Consider the following 24722-nt stretch of genomic DNA (forward strand, 5'->3'; position numbering starts at 1 on the left):
TGAATGATTAGGGCGTGTCTTGAAATCTACTGAAGTGCATCTTTCGCCCCCTGCTACGTCACTTCCCCTTGACGTGCAAAGGCACACCTGCGGGAAACTTCCTTGCTTGGAACGAAAATTCGGCAAAATTGGCTTTCTTCAGCGTTTTCAGACACGCCCTAGGGAAGGAGCATGTCCATGACATCATCGGTTTTGACATATGAGAAGGGATATGCGATCCATGTGAACCAGCCGGGGGATTCGCTTTATTATTACCTGGACTATGACGAGCGTTCGCATGATCTCAATATGGAATTTCAGCATTTTCACGATTTTTATGAAATTTGTATTCTGCTCGATCAGACCGCTGCACATATTATTGAAGGCAGTTTATACGAGATGCAGCCCTATGATATTGTGCTGCTTCGACCTGCTCTACTTCATAAAACCCAATATCCGAAGGGTTTGCCACCCAAGCGGTTAATGATTAATTTTGCTATGCCTCGCAGTGTTCCTGGACTTGAGAACGGTTACAGCGAGCTATTTACGATATTTAATGCGCAGGTTCCCATTTTCCGCTTCTCGGAAGAACGGCGTAAGGAAGTTCTTGCGCCCCTCAACGATATTTTTGCGATATCACAGCAGTTATCTCCTATTCAATCGGTGGCTATTCATCATAAGTTTGTCGAGTTTCTATGTGGTCTTCATCGTTATGCGGCGGAGAATAATTATGTCCGTGAGGAAAAAGGATCATCCATGACCCAGCGAATGTATGCCATTGCTTCCTATATTCATAGTCACTATCAGCAGGAGATGTCGCTGGATGAGGTGTCCAGACGCTTTTATGTAAGTGCACATCATTTATCGCGCCAGTTCAACAAAGTCACAGGCTTCACGTTTACGGAATATGTGCAGATGACCCGAATTCGAAATGCCCAACAGATGCTGCTACATTCGAGTGAGAAAATTACGGATATTGCGGCCCAATGCGGCTTCACCAGCTTTTCGCAGTTCAATCGCATTTTTAATAAGCAGAATGGAATGTCGCCAAGTGCGTATCGGCGTAGTAGACCTGCGCAGGACGAGCGTGAGATGGTACTTGTAGGAGGAGAGAAAAACGTAATAACCTAAGCGAGATGAAGAGAGGAATTGAATACAGAGTATCGTCTGAATTATGTGGAAGAGTCGAATGAGGGGAAATTGATTAGCGTAAAAAAGGAAGAGTCAGCAAAGAGGTCATGATGCTGGCTCTTTGTTATGGAATGAATAAGTTATACATAATCTTAATTTTATTTCATACATCAAAATTTACAATATATTCCATCTTATGTTTGGACAATGGAGAACATGAAGGATAGTATGATGTTTATAAAAAAACTGGAGGTTTCGTAATGTTAAAGAAATTAAAAGGTTTCATTGGTCTAACTGCGTTCATCCTGTTAGTCTCATCTTTTTTTGGACCGAGTGTAATGGCTGCAACAGTGGGTGAACCGTTATTAGCTGCTGAACAAGGGTGGCACAGAATAGATGATAAGGATAGTAGAATTGTCTATAGTGGTAACCAGTGGACAACAACGACAGGACCTCAATTCTATGGGAATTCGTTGCATTATCTGCCGAATAATCCAACGAACTCTTCTCAAACTGTAAAATTCTCTTTTTATGGTACACAGTTAAGAATAATTAGTACCCTTTATCAAGACTACACATCAAATCTAGTAATCACCATCGACGGTGTTGATTATGCTCCCGTTTCTGTAATTGGACCATCAGTTCAAATCAATCAAGCTCTTGTGTTTGAAGTAGCTGACCTCGTTTCAAAAGAACATACTGTACAAATAAAATCTACGGATACTAAAAGATGGGTTCTAGATGCCATTGATATTGATGATACCGGTTATTTAATCAATCCTAATCTTGCTTCTCCGATCTTAAAAGCAGAACCGGTTGTTTCTAAGATTAATCTCAGCTGGAATACCGTTAATGGGGCAACTTCATATAATGTTAAAAGATCCCTTTCGGCTGATGGGCCTTACGAAAAAATTGCTACTGTAAATTCAACTAACTATTCAGATTCTAACGTTACAGAGGGAACTACATATTATTATAAAATCACGGCCGTAAATAGTGTTGGAGAAGGGGTATCTTCCAATGAGGTTTCTGCCTCCCTTTTAATCATTCGAGAAAGAGCACTATTAACAATCACGTTGAACACGGGATTAGAGAAGGAATTCGATCTATCTATGCCCCAAGTAAATGCTTTTATTAATTGGTATGAAACAAAAGCTTCGGGTAATGGCCCCGTAATGTTTGCAGTCGATAAAGGCAAAAATAATATCGGGCCGTTTAAGAGTAGAAAAGACTATATCATTTTCGATAGAATCCTTACGTTTGAGGTTAATGAATATGTACCGGCTACCACAGAATAAATAACAATAATAAAGAGCAGCAGAACTGAAAATAGTTTCTGCTGCTTTTTATCTTGAAAATGCTAGATAGCTAAATGAAGCAGTTATCCTACTGAAATAGTAGTCATCGGTTAAAGTTTCTTCTAAGACGTTGCAGAAAGCGTTAATATTCCGTCATTCATTCGGTAAACCTTATCGCAATAGGCAAGCATACGCTCGTCATGCGTGACCATGATGGCCGCTTTTTGGCGTGATTTGACCTCTTGTGCCATGAGACTGACCACTTCATGTGCTCGCTTGGTATCCAAACTTGCGGTGGGTTCGTCTGCCAGGATCAGGTTAGGATCATTCATTAGAGCACGAGCAATGGCTGTCCGCTGTTTCTCGCCGCCTGACAATTCCTCTGGGAATTTCCGCAACTTCTGTCCGAGTCCTAGCTCTTCCAATAGCTTCATGGCAAATTGTTGATCCTCCTTACTGACGGTTCCGGACATTCGTTTTACGACAAGGAGCTGATCAAGAACATGCAGATAAGGAACTAGATTAGATGATTGCATAATAAAACCGATTTCTTTGAGTCGTATCGTGGACAACTGTTTCTCCGTAAGCATCGAGATCAGATTTCCATTTAGTCTGACTTCTCCCTCAGATGCTTTAAGCATCGCCCCAGCGATCGACAGAAATGTACTTTTACCAGAACCGGATGGTCCAACGACAGCAGCAAATTCTCCTGGTTCTACGGATAAGGACACATGGTCAAGAGCCTTCATCTGATTACTTCCTTCACCGTAAATCATCGTGACTTCGTTCATCTGCAGACCTGTAGTCATTATTCAACCCTCCCGAGCGCTTTGAGCGGATCAATCTTGGTAATTTTGCGAACAGATACCAACGAGCTTAACATTGCAATCACGAGTAAGACGATGGAATAGGTCACGACAAGGCTAGTCTCCAGCTTGAAAGGCATACCTTTAGGCATAATTGCAGCAGTTCCATAAGTCAGCAAAATACCGACCAGAATACTTGTTACCGACAGCACAAATACTTGCGATATTATCGTTTTACTCAGAAACTTGTTGCTGGCACCTATGGCTTTCATAATGCCAAACTGATTCGTCTTTTGCATCGTGATGACATAAAAGAATACACCGAGTACAAAGGCAGATATAGCGAGCAAAAAGGCCAGCATCATCAGAATCGTACCGTTCTCTTCTTTGTATCCGGGCATGCCTTGTACCGCTTCGCTTCGAGTAACGGTATCCGTACCAGACAACTTGTTATTGATTTCAGCTGAATTTATATTTTCGCCTTGCAGCATGATGGCATTGACAGGTTCAGCCAAGCCTTTATCGGAACCCGGGGCAGCGAAGGAGATTTGCCGCCATTGCTCCATCGGTGTAAATACGGATGCAACGTGGTTATACGTCTCATTCTCCACAAAACCGATAATGGTTAGGGATTCGGTCGTACCATCTAACTGAAACGTGTCTCCGAGTTTGAAGCCCTCATCTTTAAGGGAAGTATTCACCACGACACCCGTAGGCTTATCCGAAGATAAAGGTTGACCTTCGACTACCTTCGGTTCGAGGAAGCTTCCTGGAAGAATACCAATGATCGCAATATCGACTTTATCTTCATTTTTTGAATTTTTCCCTTTCATTGCTGTCGCCATCGTGCTACCCATGGGTGCGGCAGCTTCGACATTAGGTAGCTTCTCTGCCTCAGTCACCCGTTGACCAGACAATAAAGACTTGCTCATGGAGGACTGGGAGCCCTCTTCAAAAATGACATAGTCCGCTTTCATATTTTTGAAGGTAGATGCAGCTAGCGTGGATAACCCATTACCTAGACCAGATAAAATAAATACCAGCCAAGCGATCAATACAAAAATGATGATAATCATTAAGAATTTCAGTTTGCTATGCATTAATTCTTTTACAGCTAAAAACACTCTCTCAACCCCTTTTATGACACTTGTGTCAAATTTGAAGTGTCGCGACACACGTTCTCATTTATTAAACAATATAATTGACACTTGTGTCAAATTAGTACCAAGAAGAAAACTCAGCTCTTGGCTCCACCAATCCACGTTTGAAAAAGCAGTCTACCCCAATCAGCTGTAGGTAAATTCATCATGTTAGGTGTGTTAAACAAGTTGAAAAAGACACCAATAAGTACAGGTAGAGGGATATCTTGGCGGAGAGATTTATCCTGTTGAGCGCGTTCAAACAAACGTGATAATTGAAGTTTGAGTGTCTGATGCGCTTCTTCAATAAATTCAAGATCTCTTGCTGCTGCAGGAGAGTTGGAGGTATTAATTTTATTCGCATCCCCTAGAAGCTGATGGAGCGCAGCTTCTTCAACGTAAATAAGTAGCAGTTCTTCAAGCGATTCTAATGGGTCGGACTCATCAACGGCTGATGCATGTTCCAATACATTAGCGATGACTCTTTTCATGCAAGCAGCCACAATCTCCTCTTTATTGGCGTAATACTGATAGATGGTACTCCGAGCTCCGGAGAGATGCTGCGAAAGCAGCTTGAGGTGGAAACCGTCGTACCCATGCTCAAGCACCAATTTTTTGGTCATATCCAGCAGCTCTGTTTCCGTAAACGATTGCTTTCTTCCCATGAACAATCTCTTCTTTCGTCTGATTTAAAACGTGTCTTGTCGTACTACAATGGTGCAGCGACTGCAACACAATCTACTGAATATACTCAGTTTAGCATAAGATACCCGAATGCCGAATATAGACCATTGAAAATGACAGGGAATCCATCTTTATTCGTTGTCTCTAAAAGCTTTACCGCTTTAACGATTCTTTTCGCCCCACTCGCACAGCTGTTCCAGTACGGGTAATATTGTCTGTGCTTTCGATGTCAGTGAATATTCTACTTTGGGTGGAATCTGCGGAAACTCCTTACGAGTAACTAATCCATCGGCCTCGAGTTCCTTGAGCTGTGCACTTAAAACTTTGTACGTGATCGCTCCAATCTGCCGCTGCATTTCATTGAAACGAACCGGTTGCTTGGAAGCGAGCAGATATAAAATAATCATCTTCCACTTACCACCGATGACAGACATGGTGTAGCCAAAAGGTGTATCTTGAATAGCTATATTCTCACCGTCAAAGTCGGATATGCCCATGTTTACACTATCCTTTCAGATAGTACCTATCATTATTGTGCGTACTATCCTAATCTTTTTGCCCAGTCTATACTAGCCTTAATTTAAAGTAAAGGGGCTAGTTACATGACCACAATTCAAACGTACAATCATGATCTCTGGGATCACGGGATCTCTCAAGGCTACTGCGTCAACAATACGCTGTACATCTCTGGACAATTTTCTCACAACGCAGAAGGTAGCTTTGTTGGTGAGGGAGATATTCAGGCACAAGTATTACAGACATTAGAGAACTTGGATACCGTATTAGCACAGTTTGATGTAACCAGGTCTAATCTTGCATATGTTGAAATTTACTTGACTCAGGCGCAGAAGCACGGGGAAATCGCCATCGAAATGTTTAAAGAGTATATTGGTGAGCATCGACCGGCAGGCAGTCTGATTGGGGTAAATTATCTGGCATTCCCTGAACAATGGGTGGAGATTCGAGGCGTTGCCCATGTTGGTTCATAAAAATGGGAAACTAAGGAATCGTAGCTGTTCTTTTCATTAGAGGTGTATGGATATAAAAAAATAACAAGGCAAACCTTCGAATGAAGTAGGTTTGCCTTGGTTGATCTATATGATGTTTACTTTATAGAGCTATATACTAAAGGATTACTCTCTTTACACCAAGTCTTTCGGTGCAAGCTCGATGGCAGAACGGATGGCTGCCAGCATGCTTTTATCGTCAGCGATGTTTTGGCCAGCGATATCAAAGGCAGTACCGTGGTCCACGGATGTACGGATGATACCGCCTTTCAGGCCAACTGTGATATTCACGCCTTCCTCAATGCCCATCACCTTGATTGGGGCATGACCTTGGTCGTGGTAACAGGCTACAACGATGTCGAAGTCGCCGCGGCCTGCACGGAAGAAGAGCGTGTCCGCTGGGAGTGGGCCAACGACGTTAATGCCTTCCTGCTGCGCACGCTCAATGCCGGGCTGCAACTTCTCTTCTTCTTCCCCGTTGCCGAACAGACCATTCTCTCCGGCATGAGGGTTAATCCCGCATACCGCGACGCGTGGATTGTCAAAGCCTGCTTTTTTCAACGTATCATGAGCCAGCTTTACGACTGTGTAGGTTCTTTCCGGGTTAATGCTCGCGATGGCATCAATCAGACCCATGTGAGTGGTCAGGTGAATGACGCGCAAGTTAGGCGTAGTGAGCATCATGGAGAAGTCCTCGGTGTCCGTCAGGTCTGCCAAAATCTCCGTGTGGCCTGGATACAGATGACCTCCCAGATGCAGTGCTTCTTTGTTAAGCGGTGCTGTGCAGATCGAGTGAATCTGTTTCTTTTTCGCCAAATCAATGGCCTTCGCAAGAAACTGAAATGCCGCATCTCCCGCGACAGCTGACACTTTGCCGTACTCCAGATCAGCTGGAACAAGATTCAGATCAATGACATCGACAGTACCCAATTCATACTTTGCTTCTTCTGGTTCCTGAATAGAATTCACTTTCAAGTTGGAGCCGATCACGGGTAGCACACGCTCTAAAATCTTTGCATCACCGATCACAAGCGGGTTGCACTGATCATATACCTCTTGATGTGCCAGTGCTTTCATAATAATCTCCGGTCCAATGCCTGCGGCATCGCCCATCGTAATACCTACTGTGGGTTTCATACGAGAATGCCCCCTTTTAATTTTTGAACTGCACGGATAAAGACGTCCGGTTTGCCGAATCCGCCTGCTTTGGTAATCACATATAAATCTTCAATACCCATAAATCTGGAGATCGGCACGCCGATTTCAAGCTCGTCCAACAGTTCGAATCCGCTAATATTCCATTTCAGACAAATCTGTTTGGCGGTATCGCCGCCTGTCATAGATACTCCTTTGAAAAGTCCCTCTTCGAGCAGTCTGGCACAAATTTCGCCTATCGCACGTACGATTTCGTTGCTGACTTGGGTGTGATTCAATCCGCGATTCTCACCTGTTGCCCGCGCCAGTTCGATATCGATGGATTCGGCAGTGGAGTAGAGCACGACATCTTCCCCCTCCAGCGCTTTGGTTCTGACCTCATCGTAGACACGTTCCATCTCCGCAGTACGATCTGCCTCTGCCGATACGGCTTTGAACGAATGGAACGATACGGACGCGATTCGAGACTGACGGAGCAAACGATACAACTGCTCACGAGAGTTTTTATTCACACTGCCTACGACAGTCAAGATGGGGCCCGTATTCTCTGGGATCGTGAGTGCGGCGGATTTGGACTCTAGCTCATAGTGAGCGGGAAGATAGTTCGCAATCCCTGCTGAACCTACCCAAGCAAACGTATACGGCATGTCCTGTGTCATCTGCAAAATCTGCTCCAAATGTGCTTCCTCCGTGGAATCCACCAGTATATACGGAATGTTGTTTTGTTTGAACTGCTCCAGTTTGGCGTGTATCTGTTGTTGTCCGGCTTCCAGATCACCAACTGTAATCTCGCCCACGCGGTATTTCGTCTGCTGTTTGAGCAGATCCGGCAGGTAAGAGATCGTTACGGGTGTTTTTGGATCAAGAGCAATCTCTGTCTCCGCAAGTGGCACGCCGTTCAGGTAATGAATGCCCTCCAAAATAGTGCGGTTATTCTTGGGATAACCCGGGGCGATCATCATGAAATCGGGTTTCACCACATCGTATACTGCATCAATTTCGATGCCAATATTGCCTCGCATGGTGGAGTCCATCTTTTTGAAAAGGGTATCGAACCCGTTCTCGGTCAGCAACTTGGCTGCATGATACACGCGATTATAAGCTTCCTCTGCTGCAATAGAACGGCTGTCTGTATCAAAAACAACGGTATCATAAGAGGCCAGTGAGGCCTCATCCATGTTAAATAGAACACTTGTCTTCAGGCCATGCCGGGCTAGCTGCACCCCGCTGTCATTGGCACCGGTCAGATCATCTGCAATAATGGCCAGTTTCATGCAGTCATCCCTCCTTTAGTTTTCGTTTGTTACATTAACCATATAAATTGAACCAAGGGTGTTACACGGATCACTCCGATGACAGAATAACCTTCCAATCGCTGTTATCCCCAGATTTCTTGAATCCCTTTTCCAAAGGGGGAAATCCGGTGATAAAGGCGAAGCTTATGCTTCCGATGTAGCTTTCTTTCAGAAAGCTTTTGGCTTCGCTTCTCCAGGTTTTTTCTGTCCTCTCCGTTAATGTGTAAATAGATAGTTCAATTTATATGGTAAAAAATTCAAAAAAATTACTCAGTATTAATGCCCATTATTTATGTGGTCGGTCGTTCATTATATTTGGCGACCCCGCCTGATTTCTCCAGCCGTTTGGAGAGGAAACCGATAAAGATCGGCAACAAAATTGCCGTGGTCACAACACTTGCCGCAATCTGCACCGTAGCAATCTCCGCAATAGGGCCAAATGAAGCGTTGGCAGCTACGATGGCAGCTGGTGTACCTACCGCATTACCCGCTGTGGAGCCTTCGGATGCGCCAACAATGGGATTCCAGCCGATGGCTTTGAAGAGCAAGTATCCAACCCCGCCTGTAAGAAGCACGGTCAGCACGCCGAGCAGAATTCCACCAAGTCCACCTTGGATAATAGAGGAGAAGTTGATGCCCATACCGAGTGCAAAGGCAAAAAACGGAACGAGCTTGTCACTGCCTTTGTGCAGCCATTCAGCCATATTACGATCCAGATTACCAATAATGACACCAACGATCAGTGGAAGCAATACTGCAACAAAGGACATCGGAGAGAACATGCCATTAGCAAAGCCCATCGCACCAAAGATCGAGAGCGCTACCATCGTTAGAAATGGACCGTCACTAAGTGCGAGGAACGGGTAGGCTGCTTTGTCATCTTCTTTACCGTATTGGCCCGCAAGTGCAATGTAGAGGCCACCGTTGGAATTCGTCATGGCAGCGATTATGGCTAAAGGAGCGAGTCCGAGAAATAAGCCGTTTGAGTCAGCGAATAAAATAGCGATAAATCCAAGGCCTGCGCCGATTGCCCATTTGAATGTAAGCAAGGTCAGCCCTTTACCGACAGAGGAACCGGCTGTTTTGAACGTAATCTGTGTACCGGCAATTAACAGAAATAATGCAATGAGTGTGCTCGCACTGTTTACAAAGAGCGCTTCTGTAAATCCACCAATGCGCAGGGCATTCGGAAAAAATGTATTGATCGTTGCACCCAGCAACAGGGGAACAACCATCATACCGCCAGGGATGCGATCGAGAGTAGCTTTAATGTTCATAGTCGTAGCTCCTTATGAAGTAATCGTTTTCTTAAGCGCTTGCAGAGACTATGTTAGCTTATGTTGTTTAAATTAGCAACAATAAATTATTGTAAATTTGAAATAGATATATAAATGTTTAAAAATGCAACACATCATCATACATAGTCCATTATCCATTGAACGAGCAATAGAATGCTGCTCTTGAAAAGAAGCCCATAAAAAAGACGTAAACTTAAAGTTAATCTTTAAGTTTACGCCATAATGTGGCTCGGTTAATCCCCAGACGCTCAGCGGCTTTGGATTGATTATTATTTTCTTCCTGTAGCACCCGCTTAATGACTTCCTGCTCAATTTCTTTTAATGTACCACCAAGCTTCATTGCACTTACATTTGCCGCAGACTGTTGATGAAGTAGACGGTTTAAAGTGCCCCTCGTAATGACATAATCCGGTTCATTCAGCGCAGCTTGTTTGATCAGATGTTTCAGTTGATTGACGTTCATCTGTGCGGCCTGATCCCGAATTAACTGTAGTGCATCCTCCTTGATTCGTACAGCGGTAGTGCCGTATTTGTGATAATACCCCGTCAGGAAATGCTGCATCAACGGTTCAAGATCCTCAGCACGGTCAGCAAGGCTTGGCATCATGAGTGTGTTCAGCTTCAGCCGGAGTGTCCAATTAGGATCAGGCACTTGCTCACTTAGAATAAACAGACCGATGTTGTTTTGGAGACAGGTCTCGATGAAGGTAAGCAGCTCAGGATCGCTCAGGCGTGATTCGATCTGATTCAGCTCGACCGTTTTCACCTTGGTTAACGGGATTTTGTGCAAATGGCCTGAAGGAACTTGGGAGAGATCAATTTGCAACAAAAGTCCACCGCCTGCGTGCATCTGATGCATATGTTTGACCAGAAAGGATTTACCAGAGTCGGCTTCGCCCAATAAGTATATCGCTTCATTATGCGAATAGAGTGCGCGGATATTCTTTAATACAGCCTGCATGGCAGGTGATTCGGCAACGATGGGCTCCATCGAGGAATCGGTGAACGTGGTGATGCCGAATTGTGCAAATGCGTAAGGTTCTCCTTTTTCCAGCAGATATACCTTGTAGCTCTTGTTATCCAGCTTGGTTTCATAAGCCTGCACCGTCAATTGGTAATCGTCTACCATAAACACGTTCTGAATTTTGGATTGATGGAACTCCAGACTTGTGTTCATTAGATACAAGTGATTTTCGGTGAGTGGATTATGATCAAAATCAGCCCAGTTTTCAAAAACTACTTCGTCCTGTTCGTCCAAAATCAGCAGATTCCGATGCTCTTGGGTCACGAGATCATGGAGTATGATGGAGACCGTCTGATTTTTGCTCAAATAACGGTAGACTAGCTGTGCATCCTCCATGGCTCTGAGAATGGATTCGGTGCCCGATTGAATCAATAAACCGTCCAGACCGTAGGCCTTTGCGGTATTCACGGTAATAACGTCACCCACAATCTGCTGGTACCCAGAGGCCTTCAACTCCAGTAGTAACCTGGCGACCTCTTCGGAGCTATGTATGGTGTAAACTTTGAGCGGCAGATCCATCAGGTCGATTATGGACTGTGCGCCAGATGTAATGTTGGAGAATCCAACGATAGCTGTATGTCCGTTAAACTGGCTTGCCAGTGTGAGAGAACGAATCATGTCATAGCCAGATAGCTGCACATCGATGACAGGAACGGCCACCGCCTGTTTAATAAGTTGCGCGGTTCCGCCGCGGCTAATAATAATTTCTGCACCGTTTTTCTCAGCTTGAATGGCCAGCTCTACCCCTTTTGCCAAGTCACCCACATCGGTCTGGATGGATAGCTCAGGATAGCGAGGTATGCATTCTTCTATAATAGGAATCATCGATTCATAAGGAGCGATGAAATGAACTCGTGTACGCATAGTTTTCCTGCCTTTTATAAAATCATTGATCCCTTTATTATAGCTAATTTGAAGAAGAAAGGCATCTTTGAAGAGGAGTGAAGCGAGGTATGAAGAACGATGTGACGAACTGCACTGAATCAAAACAACATGTATTTCAAAATTAAAGCATTGGGGAAGGGATTTGCTAAGTGCATAGTTAGAGCGCGTTTGCGACATCAAAGCTAATTTATATAAAGGAGTCGAGACATATGCCCAATATACATAAAGCCGCTGATCCAGACCATATTATCCAGTGTGTGGTGGAGCGATTCCCTTGCAGAGTGCTTTGGAGCGAAGGCCGTCCGTGTCTGGAGTATCAGCGGCAGGAGAATGTGGCAGAGATTACGGAATACGTGCGGACTGCGTATGGCGTGGAGCTGCTGGATGTCTTTTTTACAGCGGTGGAGAGCCTGTCTGAAGAGATGTAGCCAGAGCTTAGAATCATTTTAATGAAACGTATGCCGTCCTATTCATGTATTATATTCATATGAACATACCCGAAGGAGGAACGAATGATGGGAATCTTATCGAGGTTTAGAGACGTGATGAAGGCCAATGTAAATCATATGTTGAACCGGACAGACGACCCGGAGAAAACCGTGAACGAGTACATGCGAAGCCTGAGCGGTGATTTGGGACAGGTGAAAGCAGAGACTGCCGCGGTGCTTACGGATGAAAATCGGGCCAAGCGGGCACTGGATGAGTGCCAGGCTGAGGTGAACAAGTTGCAGCGCTATGCGGAGAAATCAGCGGAGTCAGGTGATGTGGACAAGGCACGCAGCTTTTTGGAGAAAAAAGTGAAGCTGGCTGACAAACGCAATGAATTACAAGCGGCATATGACCGTGCCTCCGCCAAAGCGCAGATGATGAAACACATGAACGACAAGCTCGTTGCAGATTTGGGGAAATTGGAAGCCAGGCACGCAGAACTGAAAGGCCGAATAGCTGATGCACGGGCACAACAACAGTTAAATGAAAAGAATGCCTCTGCAAGCCTTGCTGAATCCGCGTTTAAAGCGATGGAAGATCGAGCGAATCAGGCATTAAATGAAGCGGAGGCACTTGCCGAGCTTCGTGCAGGCGCACAGGAAGATGATCTGGATGAACTGATTGCGCAGTTAGAGCGGGATATGAACGCGGATGCGGGTAATAGGAATAGAGAGAATCCAAGTCCAAGTGCGGACGAGGAACTGGCAGCGATCCAGGAGAAACTAGGGAAGTAAGACATCCAATTGAGACACGGAGGTGAACAGATGCCGGTATTAGAGTATAAATGTCCGAACTGCGGCAGCGGCATGATTTTTGATAGTGTATCCGGTGCGTTATCCTGCCCGAGCTGCGGACGTCAGGATAACATTGAACAGCTCCCCGATCCTTTGAAGAAGCAGGTGTTTACCGAGGGGGAAGTGAAGGAATATCACTGCAACAGCTGCGGAGCAGATATCGTGACCGAGCCGGAGACAAGTGCAACGACATGCAGTTTCTGCGGTGCGGCGGTGGTGCTGAGTGATCGGCTGACGGGCAATTTGGCCCCGGCGATGGTGATTCCCTTTTCCATCAACAAAGAGCAAGCGAAACAGGCGTTCAAAAAATGGTGCAGAAACGGTCTGCTCACGCCTGGTGGCTTCATGACCGCTGATCGCATCCAGAGCGTTACCGGCATATACGTGCCGTTCTGGCTGTATGATCTACATAACCGAATTGAGGTTCATGCTCAAGGCACCAAGGTACGATCCTACACGCAGGGTGACTACCGATATACGGAGACGCAGCATTTTGATATTTATCGTAAAATTCGGTTGGAATACGTGAATCTGCCCATTGATGCGTCAGAAAAAATGAATGACGATCTGATGGATAAGCTGGAGCCTTTTCCTTACAAGGAACTGAAATTATTCAAAACCCCGTATCTGGCGGGATATATTGCGGAAAAATACAGTTATACCGAAGATGAGCTTTTTCCAAGGGCCAAGGATAAAACGAGATCCTACATTGATTCGTACATCGCTTCTACCGTATCGGGATATACGAGCGTGAGCTATACCAGTAAAGACATTGATACGACACTCAAAAATGCAGACTATGTGCTGCTACCTGTATGGATGGTCAACTACGATTACAATCGCAAACAATACACCTTTGCCATGAATGGACAGACGGGTAAAGTAGTCGGCAAACCGCCGATCAGTAAAGCCAAAGTGGCCGGATGGTTCACGGGGGTCTCGGCCGTTTCACTGTTGTCGCTGAAGCTGGTGTCATGGATGATGGGAGGCGGATTCCTGTGAGCCAAAAAAGACCCTTAGTTGCGATAGCTGCGCTAATTGTACTTCTAGTAACCATGTTCGCTCCGATCTTCCCTATATCATCGGCATCCGCAGCGGAGAACAAAAACCTCATCTACGATGAGGCTAACCTGTTAAGTGAGCAGGATCGGAATGAATTAAATGCACTGGCGAATCAGTATTCAGCAGAGCGGCAGACGGACTTGATCATTTACACGACTAACAACGAGGAACAGAAAAGTGACAAGCTGCTAACTCAGGAATTCTACGATAACCGGGCACCAGGGTATGATAAACCTCACGGGAACACCGTTATGCTGACATTGGATATGTATAATCGGGATGTATACGCAGCGGGTTTTTATAAGGGTGAAGAATACGTTGATAACAGCAGGGCAGATAAAATCACAGAAAAAATTGCCCCAGACCTGTCGGATGGCAATTATCGGCTGGCTTTTGAGAAGTTCTTGAACCTGTCCTACGAATATCTTGATCTTAAGCCTGGTGTAAACCCGGACAATATTCTGTTCAAGACATGGTTTCAACTTGCTGCATCCTTAGCTGTTGGTGGTATTGTCGTTGGCGTTATGATGTATCGTTCGGGTGGACGTGTCACGGTCAATCGCGCTACCTATGAGGATTCAGAGAACTCGCATGTGATTGATCGTCAGGATCGATATATTCGTACAACGGTCACGAAGACCAAAATTGAGAAGAATAACAATAACGGCGGAGGCGGCGGTGGCGGTACAACCGCGGGTGGACACTCACACAGTGGCAGCAGCCGGTCATTCTAACTGTAATTAGCAGAGACACATCGCAATCATTTTCTATTTTATGACACAACGTATATAAGGCCTGACAGGTTTACTATAGAAGGGACGGGATTAAACATGGGATTTTTCAAAAATCAATTTTCCAACGTGGTGGAATGGGAAGAATTCAGAGATGATATGATCTTCTGGAAGTGGAGTAACCGAGAGATTAAAAAGGGTAGTAAGCTGATTATCCGCTCAGGGCAGGATGCGATATTTCTGAATAATGGCAAGGTGGAAGGTATTTTTGAGGACGAAGGTTCATTTAATATCGATTCGGAGATCATTCCGTTTTTGTCTACGCTGAAAGGGTTCAAGTTCGGATTCAACAGCGGTATGCGGGTTGAAGTTTTGTTTGTAAATACAAAAGAGTTCACTGTACGCTGGGGCACACAGAGTCCGGTATTGATTCCAACACCACAGCTTCCGGGCGGTATGCCAATTCGTGCGAACGGAACGTTTAACTTTAAAGTGAGTGACTATGTAACACTGATTGATAAAATCGCAGGCATCAAACAAAGCTATCTGGTGGATGATGTCAAAATCCGTATTACATCTGTGCTGGATCAGTTACTGATGAAGTGGATCAGCCGTGAGGGCAAGGACATGTTCAATCTACAAGCGAATGCATCCGATATTGCACGCGGTATTCAAGAGGATCTGGATATGCAGATGATGGATATCGGAATTGGCATTACCGGCTTCCAGGTAATGAGTTTCAACTATCCACAGGAGATTCAGGACATGATCACCAAAACGGCCTCTCATGAGATGATCGGCAATCTGCAAAAGTACCAGCAGGTGAGTATGACCGACGGGATCTCTTCCGGTAAAGTACAGGGCGGCGGTGCAGCTTCCGATATGGCAGGTATGATGATGGGCATGAACATGGCGAATGAGATGATGAAAAACATGAACCAGAACAACCAGAACTCCAATCACCAAAGTTCAAATAGCCAAGGTCAACAGCAGAATAGTAATGGAAGTGCATCTCAGTCTTCCGGTGGTGATGGCAAGAAGCCTAACTTCTGCCCGAACTGTGGCGCCAAAAATGAAGGAGCTAATTTCTGTCCGAACTGCGGACAAAAGCTGGGCTAATAGCTTATAAATTCCGGCCCCACTGTCATGGGATACTTGAGATTTAAACTCAAGTTAAGCTTATCTAATATATTCCAAGCTTACTTATCTTCGAATAAAAGGTTAGTTCTACAGGATATCCTATCCGTAGGGCTAACCTTTTATTGATTCTAATGATAGGAATTCATACGTTTGAGTACAAAGTAGACCCGCTTTATTTTTCGTGAATAACAAAGTGTTGACAATCGAAATAAAATCAATTATCTTTATCTTAAGATATTTAATTTTAATGAAAGTGACAGCAATGCTAAAGAAAGAATATACTCTAATAAATATCTTTAATTGAATGATAGGAGGAGAGATCCAGATGATGATTCCGACACTGACACGAATTAATGAACTCGCGAGAAAAGCTAAAGCGGGTGGGTTGACGGAGATGGAGCAAGCAGAACAGACTCGCCTTCGCCAGGAATATTTGCAGACTTTCCGTGGTTCGGTCAACGACATTTTGCTGAATGCCACCATCTACGATCCAAACGGCGATGACGTGACTCCAGATAAATTGAAACAAGAACAGGCTTCCAGACAGAATCCATAGATTTTGTTGTAAAAGCAGAGGGATATTAAAGGTTCCCTGATCGGGAGTTCACGTTAAACTGTGCTACTCGTGCGGATGTTAGTCTCGATCCAGCACTAGTGGCACAGATCATATATCTTAATTTAAAGATAATATAATTCCAATATAAATAAGCATACAAACCAAGGAGGAAATAATCATGAATATTCAAACGACAGGTATCCACCACATTACCGCTTTTGCTGGAGATCCGCAAGCTAACGTTGATTTTTACGCTGGAGTTCTGGGACTTCGTCTGGTGAAAAAAACAGTGAACTTCGACGCACCGGATGTGTACCATCTGTACTTTGGAGATGAACAAGGCAGTCCGGGGACGATCATTACCTTCTTCCCGGCGGCAGGCTCACCACGTGGCCAGATTGGCGGCGGTCAGGTCGGCATTACTTCGTATGTCATTCCACCGGGTTCTATGGACTTCTGGCAAAATCGTCTGGAAAGTTTTAATATCGAATTAACTCGCACTAACCGCTTTGATGAGGAATTGCTGCAATTCGAAGATAGCGAAGGCTTGCGTCTGGAGCTCGTTGAGCGGGAAGAAGGAGCGGCAAATACTTGGGTGCAGGAAGGTATTCCTGCTGAACATGCAATCAAAGGGTTCGGTGGAGCCGTACTGTTCAGTGTGAATCCGCAGCGTACAATGGATGCACTTGAGCGTATTCTCGGATTTGTGAAAGTGGGCGAAAATGAAGAATATGCCCGCTTCCGTTCCATCGGAGACATTGGCAACATCGTGGATGTGCCTGTTACCCGCGTGCCACTTGGTATGGGCGGCGCAGGAACGGTGCACCATATCGCATGGCGTGCAGTCGATGATGCACAGCACGCGCAGTGGAGCGAAGCCGTGCGCGAGTATGGCTACCAGCCGACTCCGGTACGGGATCGCCAGTATTTTAACGCGATTTACTTCAGAGAAGCTGGCGGCATTTTGTTCGAAATTGCGACTGATCCTCCAGGCTTTGCCAAAGACGAACCCGCCGAAGCGCTTGGACAGAAACTGATGCTGCCAGAGTGGTTTGAACAATACCGGACTCAGATCGAGGATAATCTGCAGCCGATTCAAGTCAGAACACTTACTCCTGCCACAGCTGTAACAGAGTGAGGTAGAGAGATAAAGGATATTGGAAGTTTGTTCTGTCCTCGAAGTTTGCGTGTGGACACCTTTGTTTCAACGAATATGAAACTAAACCAAAAGGAGCATTGAGGGATGATGGAGAAAAAGGTCACCTGGCTGGAGCTGTTCTATGATTTGCTTTTCGTCGCGGCAGTCTCCAAAGCAGGCCATGTCTTGTTACATGCCGAGCACGGCGTCATTACATGGGAATATTTATTAAAGTTCGTGTTAATCTTCATCCCGGTATGGTGGGCGTGGGTAGGTCAGACCTTGTTCATCAACCGTTATGGTCAGGATATTCTGAGCCATCGGATTTTCCTCATCCTTCAACTGCTGTCGGTTCTCATTATGACGGCAAGTCTGTCCACTCATTTTGACGAACACTATCTATCCTTTTTCGTAGGTTATATTGGTTCCAGAGCATTTACCGCGATTCAGTACCTGACGATCCACAAATCGAAAAGCGAGCATCAGCAGCAGGCCGCCCGTTTCCTGGGCCTCTCGTTTATCATTGGCATCGTGATCTCATCGGGTTCGCTGTTCTTTGATTCTTGGGTGCGGTATGTGATTTTGTATGCCGGAATTGCCGTGGATATTATTTTACCGCTGCTTGGTCGTAAAAATCTGGTGAAGGTGCCTGTACAGACCCATCATCTGCTGGAACGTTTTGCTCTCTTTACGCTCATTCTGCTCGGTGAATCCGTTGTCAGCATTATCGCGGTATTGTCAGCCGACCACTGGGATTGGAAATCGATCTTGTTCGCTGTTTTTACGTCCCTGTTTGTCATCGCCATGTGGTGGCAGTACTTCGATAACGTGGAGAAAAAAGTGAGCAAAGAGATGCAAACCGCCGGGCAGGCCATTATCTACGGGCATCTATTTATCTACATCTCCCTGAGTATGATCGCTGCATCGATCCAACTGCTGTACCAGAACCTGCTGAGTTATGAGTTTATGCTTGCGTTTGTATTTGGCTCGGTGTTGTTGTATTTCCTGTCGACGACTCTTGTGTTTCATCGCTACAGACATCCGCATCTCCGTCTCCGTCCGACTCATATGGTGGTCATGGTGGGGCTGTTAGTAGCCTTTGTGGTGGTGGATCTAGTCTACCGCGTTCCCGGATATGTCATCATGGGTGAGGATATGTTGTTCTTTCTGGTATATGCGAAGCTGACGACATGATCTACGTTTATATAAAAAGAGAAGCGAGAGCCACGGACGACTTTGTTCGTGGCTTTCATTTTTGCTATAAGAACATAAATATTTCTCATATATTTTCATGTACGCAATCTGTTAAGATGGGACTAGGTACAAGTAAATCTGCCATATCCAAGAAGTTAATTCTATTTTTAAATGAGCTTAGTCGGGGAAAGAGCGTTATCAAGGTATTTTGCCATCGTAGTGAATTGGGGTACGATCTAATCTTGTTTTATAAATAGCCAGTTCAAAGATATGGAGATGACATTTCAGGAGGGAAATCACTTGAGTACAAATCTAATTGGTGTTCCATTGGAAGGGTTTGCAGAATTTAGCCGTACAGTGGCTGCCGAAGGAGCCGTTTTGCTTAAAAATGAAGGACAGGTGCTTCCACTTGGTCATTCCGAAAACGTTTCAGTTTTTGGCCGAATTCAAGTGGATTATTATCGCAGCGGTACAGGTTCAGGCGGGAGTGTCCATGTCGCGTATACCACGAATCTGCTGGATGGACTACGCAGTAAAAAGAACATCAGCGTCAATGAAGAACTGGCAGCGGTTTATGAGAAATGGATCGAGGAAAATCCGTTTGACGATGGCGGCAAAGTATGGGCGGCCGAGCCATGGAACCAGAAGGAAATGCCGCTTACAGACGAGCTGGTCGCACAAGCTAGAAGTAAATCGAGTAAAGCCATTGTGGTCATTGGGCGTACCGCAGGGGAAGATCAGGATAATGCAGATGCACCCGGAAGTTATCGTCTGACAGACGATGAAAAGGCAATGCTGAAGCATGTCACGAACCATTTTGAACATACAATTGTGGTACTTAACGTCTCTAATATTATGGATATGAGCTGGCTGGACGAAACGGTTCTGCATCCGATTCAAGGTGTAATTTACTCCTGGCACGGCGGCATGGAAGGCGGTAACGCAATTGCGGACGTACTGGTTGGAGACGTGACACCAAGTGGTAAACTAACGGATACAATTGCTTATTCGATTGAAGATTACCCTTCTACAAGCAACTACGGAAATGAGTTCAAGAACCTGTATCAGGAAGATATTTATGTGGGTTATCGTTTTTTCGAAACGTTTCGACCTGAAAAAGTACAATTTGAGTTCGGTTACGGCTTGTCGTACACCACTTTTGCCACACAAATTGAGGAAGCTCGTACCGTTGCCAACAACGGGGAGACATCGATCGAGGTTCGTGTGAACGTGACCAACTCCGGTACAACCTATGCAGGTAAAGAAGTGGTACAGGTTTATTACGAAGCACCGCAAGGGGAACTGGGACAACCGGTGAAAGCACTTGCCGCTTTTGGCAAAACAGGACTGTTGCAGCCCGGCGATTCCGAGCTGTTAACGATCCGTTTTCCGGTAAACCGCATGGCTTCGTATGATGATGCGGGTGTAACAGGATATGCTTCCGCATACGTGCTTGAAGCAGGAACGTACCGTCTGCATGTGGGTACGAGTGTGAAGCAGGTAGAACATGTTGGGATTGATGGCCAAGACGGCTACGTTGTGGACAAGGTTCAACTGGTGAAACAATTGCAGGAAGCGATGGCGCCGACGGAAGATTTTACACGGTTGAAACCGGGCGTTCGCAAGGCGGATGGATCATATGAGCTGACTTATGTAGATGTGCCAAAGCGCAAAGTGTCTATCGCGGATCGCATCACGCAGAACTTGCCGCAAACGTTGGAACAAACGGGCAACCAGGGATATAAACTGAGCGACGTGAAGGCAGGGAAAGTCAGTCTGGAAGCTTTTGTGGCTCAACTAAGCGATCAGGATCTGGCAGCAATTGTACGCGGTGAAGGCATGAGCAGTCCGCTGGTTACTTCGGGAACGGCATCGGCTTTTGGCGGTGTGAGCGACAGCCTGTTTAACTATGGCATTCCCGTGGCCTGTACGGCTGACGGTCCATCCGGTATTCGTATGGATAGTGGGGAAAAAGCAACACAAGTATCCATTGGTACACTTCTGGCGGCAACGTGGAACGCAGAATTGGTAGAAGAACTGTATGTAATGGAAGGACAGGAGCTGCTTCGCAATCAGGTGGACACCTTGCTCGGACCTGGACTCAATATCCGCCGCAGTCCGCTGAATGGTCGTAACTTCGAGTACTTCTCGGAAGATCCGCTGATTTCTGGTGTATTTGCCGCAGCATGTACGAAAGGCATTATGAAGGGCGGCTCTAACGCCACTCTGAAACACTTTGCCTGCAACAACCAGGAGAAACACCGCAGCAAAGTCGATGCCGTTGTATCCGAACGTGCTCTTCGTGAAATTTATCTGAAAGGGTTCGAGATTGCGGTGAAAGAGGGTGGAGCGAACTCCATCATGACCTCTTACAATCCGATTAACGGACACTGGGCTGCATCCAACTACGATCTGAACACGACGATTCTGCGTGGAGAGTGGAACTTCGACGGCATTGTGATGACCGACTGGTGGGCCATTATGAACGATGTGGTAGAAGGCGGAGAAGCCGATCGCAAGTTCACGAACTGGATGGTTCGCGCTCAGAACGACCTGTACATGGTTGTGCCAAACTATGGCGCAGAGATCAACGGCTGGGATGACAATACAATGGAATCGCTCGAAAATGGAACCTTGACCCGCGGCGAGCTGCAGCGCTCCGCGATCAATATCTGCAAATTTATCATGAACGCGCCGGTATCCTCGCGCAAACATGAGATTGTAGAGAACGTGGCTTCGTTCCAAGCGAACGCGTCCCTGTCTGTGGCAGACGCTCAGTCATTGGCTGAGAATGCACAGGTAAAACCTGCGGCAGCTGAGCCTGTATATATGAAAGTGGATGAAGCAGGCCAGTACCGGATTATTGTGCAGATCATGTCACCTGAGCCTGAACTGGCGCAAAGTGCATGTAATGTGCTGCTCAATGATCAGCTTGCTACGACGATTCAAACGAACGGTACTGAAGGCAAATGGATCAGACAAAAGCTGGTGAAGGTGCAACTGGAAGCCGGGCTGTATGAACTCAAGCTCGACTTTACCAAACCAGGTCTGCAGATCGATTGGATCGAATTCAAGCAGGTGTAGGTTGGGTTTTAACGGGTATGCTTGCGATATAAAAGGTGACATGTAAATGGATTGGCACTTGCATCCATTCGGGTCTCTTTCTAAGTAGAAAGTGTAATAGTGTGGTGCTAGAACCATTACTGGGATGATAACAAAGGACACTGCCTGCAGTGTCCTTTTGTTGTCACCGGAGGAGCAGACTGTTATGATCGAGTTACGGGATCGTGGTCAAACAGAATAATGGGGTCAGGGGTGTGGCAAACGATGAAAAGATACAATTACTTAAGTCCGATTTTGCTGATTGTTGTTGCATTGATCGTACGAGGACTGGTGACTAACGTATGTATGTTGTTTGGCTTGTCGCAAGAGGTGTCCAGCAATATTGCGATGCTTGCCATGATTATTGTGGCTTTGATTATGTTTAACCGAATGACAAAAGCCCGGCGTAACAAGTAAAACGGTGTGGTTTCCGATGGGACAAGTAGGTAGAAAAAAGCAATTTTGAAAGCCCTTTATTTTTTTGAAGGGTTAGGAATAGGTAAGAAAGATGCTAGCACAGGATACAAAGACGATGTAGAGATTCTTCTGCTTCGTCTTTTTTGCGTCATGTCTCAAAAATTTTTCGCCCATCAAAGGGTTGCATGGTAGACCGTGAATTCTATAAAGTTGTGGTTTTAGGGTTCACCTTCGGGTATTGACGTTCACTACCTAACGTTTTAGACTGAAGCTATAATTGAATAACGAATAAAATAACAAAAATAACAAATGGTGATGGTAGTCAAAGCAATAAGAGTCATGGAGGCAGTGAAAGAAGTAAAAGGCAGGGGGCTCACTCATGATCATGATGGCAGAGAAACAATATGTTTTTCGAGAAGGACAGCTTTTTCAGAGCAGTCATGCATCTACGCTTGCTGTTTTGCCAACTGGTTTAGTTATTGCGTCTTGGTTCGCAGGCTCGTATGAAAAATCCAGCGACACTGCCATTTGGATGGCTATTCAGGAGCAAGATGGCTTGTGGTCAGCGCCGCGCAAAGTAGCGGATGAAGAAGGCATTGCCCATTGGAACCCGGTGCTGTATGCACATGGGGGTTCACTTGTACTCTTTTACAAGGTGGGACACGAAATTACAGACTGGCATACGCGCATCATGCGCTCGGAGGATGGCGGGCAGACGTGGACGGCTGCTCGTGAGTTGGTTCCCGGTGATGTGGGTGGTCGTGGTCCGGTGCGCAATAAACCTGTACAGCTAACGGATGGAACCATTTTGGCTCCGGCTTCTATTGAGCGAATGGATATGGAGAATCCGGGCAAACAGGTGTGGGAAGCTTTTGTTGATATTTCAACCGATGAGGGCATGACATGGACGAAAAGTGAACCCATTCCGATGAACCTGTCTGCTTATGTGGGGGCAAATCATTGGATTGCAAAAGGTCTGATTCAGCCTGCTCTGTGGACTTCAAGTACGGATGATGTACATATGTTACTCCGTAGTACGGAGGGGAGGATTTTCCGTAGCGACTCGGTGGATGGCGGCAGGACATGGTGTGAAGCGTACCCGACAGAACTGCCAAACAACAATAGCGGAATTGATGTCACACGCCTGGAGGGTGGCATGCTTGCGCTTGTTTACAATCCCGTGAGCGGATATGCGACAGAGAGTCCCCGGACACCACTGGTGGTTGCTTTTTCGAATGACAATGGTGCGAGCTGGGGAAATGAATGGGTGCTTGAAGATGCTCCGGGCGAGTATTCTTATCCTGCCATCGTATCTCAGGGACAGAACCTGTATATCTCGTATACGTGGAAAAGAGACCGGGTTGCGTTCTGGAAACTGAACGTTCACACATCGGAATAAAGCAAGGACCGCAGAAGCGCTGATTTAAGCGTTTCTTCGGTCCTTTCTGTCGTGGTTACTTGTGAGGAGGTGTGCCTATGAATAGGCGAGTCAACAACTTAAAGCCAATATTGGAAGTCATTGCGCTAGACGCGGCAGATGCCCAAGCGGCTGAGCAGGGGGGAGCCGATCGGATCGAGCTGGTATCGGCTATGTCCGAAGGGGGTCTTACGCCCAGCTATCGGCAGATTGAACAAGTTGTATCGCGGGTGTCAATTCCAGTGTATGTCATGATACGGCCTCATAGCCGCTCGTTCTGCTATAGCGCTGATGATCTTCAGGCGATGATCCAAGACATACGTGTGGCGAGGGAGCTCGGTGCCGCAGGCATCGTGATTGGAGCTCTCACCAATGAGGGAGAAGTAGATCGCTCCTTTTTACAAACTTGTCTGTTAAGCGCTCAGGGGATGGGAGTTACGTTTCATCGCGCCATCGATTCGAGTGCACATGTGGTGAGAGCACTGGAGAGCATTGGTAGCGTCAATGGAGGGAACGAGGGTAAGGGCAGGTATGAGCATGAGAGGGAGATGAAAAACAAGAGTGAGAGTGTTAGTGAAAGTAAGAACAGGAGCAGTAGCGAGAATAACAGCAAGGACAAGAGTGAGTGTGAGAGCAAGAGCAAGAGTGCAAGCGTTAGTAAGAGCGAGGAGAGTGTCGTTGAGCGTGTACTTACATCGGGAGGGAAACTTACAGCACCTGAGGGTTTGCTCGAACTACAGCAGTTGCAGGAGATAGGACAGAGGTTGAATATAGCGATTATGGCAGGTTCGGGTGTCACGATTGAAGGGATTCCAACCCTCGTGAGCCGAACAGGGATCACAGAGATGCATATGGGATCGGGCGTGCGGTGTGGAGGCAGTTTCGATCACCCTGTGGATGCTCAGCTTGTCGTTCAGGCCAAAGCAACGTTGATTCGTGCAGTACAAGAGCTGCGGTATTGGTAGCTACTGTGTGGATGGT

At 46.0% G+C, this 24722-nt stretch carries 23 protein-coding genes; 15 read left to right on the top strand and 8 right to left on the bottom strand.

Going from position 1 to position 24722, the window contains the following annotated elements:
• The first annotated feature begins 177 nt into the window (after window positions 1-177).
• Complete coding sequence (locus M3629_RS24195; protein WP_251510968.1) at window positions 178-1110, top strand: AraC family transcriptional regulator; 933 nt, start codon at window positions 178-180, stop codon at window positions 1108-1110.
• Window positions 1111-1370: 260 nt separating this feature from the next.
• Window positions 1371-2408 carry a fibronectin type III domain-containing protein gene (locus M3629_RS24200; protein WP_251510969.1) on the top strand — a complete coding sequence of 346 codons (1038 nt, stop codon included), beginning with the start codon at window positions 1371-1373 and terminating at the stop codon, window positions 2406-2408.
• A gap of 122 nt (window positions 2409-2530) precedes the next feature.
• Here the strand turns inward: M3629_RS24200 and M3629_RS24205 are convergent, their stop codons facing one another.
• The 4 genes from M3629_RS24205 to M3629_RS24220 form a co-directional block, all read right to left on the bottom strand.
• The gene (locus M3629_RS24205; RefSeq protein ID WP_251510970.1) at window positions 2531-3217 is read right to left on the bottom strand and encodes an ABC transporter ATP-binding protein; all 687 of its coding nucleotides are present in this window, start codon (window positions 3215-3217) and stop codon (window positions 2531-2533) included.
• Entirely contained in the window at window positions 3217-4338 is a 1122-nt protein-coding gene (locus tag M3629_RS24210; protein WP_251510971.1) for an ABC transporter permease, read from the bottom strand. Before M3629_RS24210 ends, M3629_RS24205 begins: the two co-directional genes overlap by 1 nt.
• Before the next feature lie 113 nt (window positions 4339-4451).
• On the bottom strand, window positions 4452-5018 hold the full coding sequence (locus M3629_RS24215) for a TetR/AcrR family transcriptional regulator (protein WP_251510973.1): 567 nt from the start codon (window positions 5016-5018) through the stop codon (window positions 4452-4454).
• A gap of 180 nt (window positions 5019-5198) precedes the next feature.
• Complete coding sequence (locus M3629_RS24220) at window positions 5199-5534, bottom strand: winged helix-turn-helix transcriptional regulator (protein WP_251510974.1); 336 nt, start codon at window positions 5532-5534, stop codon at window positions 5199-5201.
• Window positions 5535-5639: 105 nt separating this feature from the next.
• Here M3629_RS24220 and M3629_RS24225 point away from each other — a divergent pair, with 105 nt between their 5' ends.
• Window positions 5640-6026 (top strand): RidA family protein, encoded by a 387-nt coding sequence (locus M3629_RS24225; RefSeq protein ID WP_154891536.1) that lies wholly within the window; start codon window positions 5640-5642, stop codon window positions 6024-6026.
• 153 nt (window positions 6027-6179) lie between these two features.
• Here M3629_RS24225 and pdxA read toward each other — a convergent pair whose 3' ends face one another.
• From pdxA to M3629_RS24245, 4 genes are all read right to left on the bottom strand, one after another.
• On the bottom strand, window positions 6180-7181 hold the full coding sequence (pdxA, locus tag M3629_RS24230; RefSeq protein ID WP_251510975.1) for a 4-hydroxythreonine-4-phosphate dehydrogenase PdxA: 1002 nt from the start codon (window positions 7179-7181) through the stop codon (window positions 6180-6182).
• The gene (locus M3629_RS24235; RefSeq protein ID WP_251510976.1) at window positions 7178-8473 is read right to left on the bottom strand and encodes a four-carbon acid sugar kinase family protein; all 1296 of its coding nucleotides are present in this window, start codon (window positions 8471-8473) and stop codon (window positions 7178-7180) included. Before M3629_RS24235 ends, pdxA begins: the two co-directional genes overlap by 4 nt.
• 311 nt (window positions 8474-8784) lie before the next feature.
• Window positions 8785-9771: a 2-keto-3-deoxygluconate permease gene (locus tag M3629_RS24240; protein ID WP_251510977.1), complete on the bottom strand. Its 987-nt coding sequence runs from the start codon at window positions 9769-9771 to the stop codon at window positions 8785-8787.
• Between the two features lie 220 nt (window positions 9772-9991).
• The gene (locus M3629_RS24245) at window positions 9992-11680 is read right to left on the bottom strand and encodes a PrpR N-terminal domain-containing protein (protein WP_251510978.1); all 1689 of its coding nucleotides are present in this window, start codon (window positions 11678-11680) and stop codon (window positions 9992-9994) included.
• A 230-nt stretch (window positions 11681-11910) separates the two neighbouring features.
• Between M3629_RS24245 and M3629_RS24250 the strand changes: the two genes are divergently transcribed.
• The 12 genes from M3629_RS24250 (at window position 11911) to M3629_RS24305 (ending at window position 24706) form a co-directional block, all read left to right on the top strand.
• Window positions 11911-12129 carry a hypothetical protein gene (locus M3629_RS24250; RefSeq protein WP_251510979.1) on the top strand — a complete coding sequence of 73 codons (219 nt, stop codon included), beginning with the start codon at window positions 11911-11913 and terminating at the stop codon, window positions 12127-12129.
• A gap of 87 nt (window positions 12130-12216) precedes the next feature.
• Entirely contained in the window at window positions 12217-12924 is a 708-nt protein-coding gene (locus M3629_RS24255; protein ID WP_251511043.1) for a PspA/IM30 family protein, read from the top strand.
• Window positions 12925-12954: 30 nt separating this feature from the next.
• Window positions 12955-13986: a TFIIB-type zinc ribbon-containing protein gene (locus tag M3629_RS24260; protein WP_251510981.1), complete on the top strand. Its 1032-nt coding sequence runs from the start codon at window positions 12955-12957 to the stop codon at window positions 13984-13986.
• Window positions 13959-14780, top strand: coding sequence for a TPM domain-containing protein (locus M3629_RS24265; RefSeq protein WP_435368268.1), 822 nt, complete (start codon window positions 13959-13961; stop codon window positions 14778-14780). Before M3629_RS24260 ends, M3629_RS24265 begins: the two co-directional genes overlap by 28 nt.
• Before the next feature lie 96 nt (window positions 14781-14876).
• Window positions 14877-15896, top strand: coding sequence for an SPFH domain-containing protein (locus tag M3629_RS24270; protein ID WP_251510983.1), 1020 nt, complete (start codon window positions 14877-14879; stop codon window positions 15894-15896).
• 349 nt (window positions 15897-16245) lie between these two features.
• Window positions 16246-16473: a DUF896 domain-containing protein gene (locus M3629_RS24275; protein ID WP_090924289.1), complete on the top strand. Its 228-nt coding sequence runs from the start codon at window positions 16246-16248 to the stop codon at window positions 16471-16473.
• A 178-nt stretch (window positions 16474-16651) separates the two neighbouring features.
• Window positions 16652-17611 carry a ring-cleaving dioxygenase gene (locus tag M3629_RS24280; RefSeq protein WP_251510984.1) on the top strand — a complete coding sequence of 320 codons (960 nt, stop codon included), beginning with the start codon at window positions 16652-16654 and terminating at the stop codon, window positions 17609-17611.
• Window positions 17612-17716: 105 nt separating this feature from the next.
• Entirely contained in the window at window positions 17717-18805 is a 1089-nt protein-coding gene (locus tag M3629_RS24285) for a low temperature requirement protein A (protein ID WP_251510985.1), read from the top strand.
• Window positions 18806-19081: 276 nt separating this feature from the next.
• A complete protein-coding gene (locus M3629_RS24290) occupies window positions 19082-21889 on the top strand; it encodes a glycoside hydrolase family 3 C-terminal domain-containing protein (RefSeq protein ID WP_435368269.1) in 2808 nt (935 codons plus the stop codon).
• A 243-nt stretch (window positions 21890-22132) separates the two neighbouring features.
• Window positions 22133-22324, top strand: a complete 192-nt coding sequence (locus M3629_RS24295; RefSeq protein ID WP_090924244.1) for a hypothetical protein — start codon at window positions 22133-22135, stop codon at window positions 22322-22324.
• Window positions 22325-22703: 379 nt separating this feature from the next.
• Window positions 22704-23723, top strand: a complete 1020-nt coding sequence (locus tag M3629_RS24300; RefSeq protein WP_251510988.1) for a sialidase family protein — start codon at window positions 22704-22706, stop codon at window positions 23721-23723.
• A 77-nt stretch (window positions 23724-23800) separates the two neighbouring features.
• Entirely contained in the window at window positions 23801-24706 is a 906-nt protein-coding gene (locus M3629_RS24305; protein ID WP_251510990.1) for a copper homeostasis protein CutC, read from the top strand.
• Window positions 24707-24722 lie beyond the last annotated feature (16 nt).

The organism is Paenibacillus polysaccharolyticus (genome assembly GCF_023714295.1).
Taxonomy (GTDB): Bacteria; Bacillota; Bacilli; order Paenibacillales; family Paenibacillaceae; genus Paenibacillus; species Paenibacillus polysaccharolyticus_A.

What these genes read in the sequence shown, in the direction of transcription:
- M3629_RS24285 (WP_251510985.1), top strand. Translation starts at nt 17,717, where the DNA reads ATGATGGAGAAAAAGGTCACCTGGCTGGAGCTGTTCTATGATTTGCTT.
- pdxA (WP_251510975.1), bottom strand. Translation starts at nt 7,181, where the DNA reads ATGAAACCCACAGTAGGTATTACGATGGGCGATGCCGCAGGCATTGGA.
- M3629_RS24265 (WP_435368268.1), top strand. Translation starts at nt 13,959, where the DNA reads ATGGATGATGGGAGGCGGATTCCTGTGAGCCAAAAAAGACCCTTAGTT.
- M3629_RS24270 (WP_251510983.1), top strand. Translation starts at nt 14,877, where the DNA reads ATGGGATTTTTCAAAAATCAATTTTCCAACGTGGTGGAATGGGAAGAA.
- M3629_RS24280 (WP_251510984.1), top strand. Translation starts at nt 16,652, where the DNA reads ATGAATATTCAAACGACAGGTATCCACCACATTACCGCTTTTGCTGGA.
- M3629_RS24290 (WP_435368269.1), top strand. Translation starts at nt 19,082, where the DNA reads ATGACATTTCAGGAGGGAAATCACTTGAGTACAAATCTAATTGGTGTT.
- M3629_RS24255 (WP_251511043.1), top strand. Translation starts at nt 12,217, where the DNA reads ATGGGAATCTTATCGAGGTTTAGAGACGTGATGAAGGCCAATGTAAAT.
- M3629_RS24215 (WP_251510973.1), bottom strand. Translation starts at nt 5,018, where the DNA reads ATGGGAAGAAAGCAATCGTTTACGGAAACAGAGCTGCTGGATATGACC.
- M3629_RS24260 (WP_251510981.1), top strand. Translation starts at nt 12,955, where the DNA reads ATGCCGGTATTAGAGTATAAATGTCCGAACTGCGGCAGCGGCATGATT.
- M3629_RS24240 (WP_251510977.1), bottom strand. Translation starts at nt 9,771, where the DNA reads ATGAACATTAAAGCTACTCTCGATCGCATCCCTGGCGGTATGATGGTT.
- M3629_RS24195 (WP_251510968.1), top strand. Translation starts at nt 178, where the DNA reads ATGACATCATCGGTTTTGACATATGAGAAGGGATATGCGATCCATGTG.
- M3629_RS24200 (WP_251510969.1), top strand. Translation starts at nt 1,371, where the DNA reads ATGTTAAAGAAATTAAAAGGTTTCATTGGTCTAACTGCGTTCATCCTG.
- M3629_RS24305 (WP_251510990.1), top strand. Translation starts at nt 23,801, where the DNA reads ATGAATAGGCGAGTCAACAACTTAAAGCCAATATTGGAAGTCATTGCG.
- M3629_RS24235 (WP_251510976.1), bottom strand. Translation starts at nt 8,473, where the DNA reads ATGAAACTGGCCATTATTGCAGATGATCTGACCGGTGCCAATGACAGC.
- M3629_RS24220 (WP_251510974.1), bottom strand. Translation starts at nt 5,534, where the DNA reads ATGGGCATATCCGACTTTGACGGTGAGAATATAGCTATTCAAGATACA.
- M3629_RS24295 (WP_090924244.1), top strand. Translation starts at nt 22,133, where the DNA reads ATGAAAAGATACAATTACTTAAGTCCGATTTTGCTGATTGTTGTTGCA.
- M3629_RS24250 (WP_251510979.1), top strand. Translation starts at nt 11,911, where the DNA reads ATGCCCAATATACATAAAGCCGCTGATCCAGACCATATTATCCAGTGT.
- M3629_RS24205 (WP_251510970.1), bottom strand. Translation starts at nt 3,217, where the DNA reads ATGACTACAGGTCTGCAGATGAACGAAGTCACGATGATTTACGGTGAA.
- M3629_RS24245 (WP_251510978.1), bottom strand. Translation starts at nt 11,680, where the DNA reads ATGCGTACACGAGTTCATTTCATCGCTCCTTATGAATCGATGATTCCT.
- M3629_RS24275 (WP_090924289.1), top strand. Translation starts at nt 16,246, where the DNA reads ATGATTCCGACACTGACACGAATTAATGAACTCGCGAGAAAAGCTAAA.
- M3629_RS24300 (WP_251510988.1), top strand. Translation starts at nt 22,704, where the DNA reads ATGATCATGATGGCAGAGAAACAATATGTTTTTCGAGAAGGACAGCTT.
- M3629_RS24225 (WP_154891536.1), top strand. Translation starts at nt 5,640, where the DNA reads ATGACCACAATTCAAACGTACAATCATGATCTCTGGGATCACGGGATC.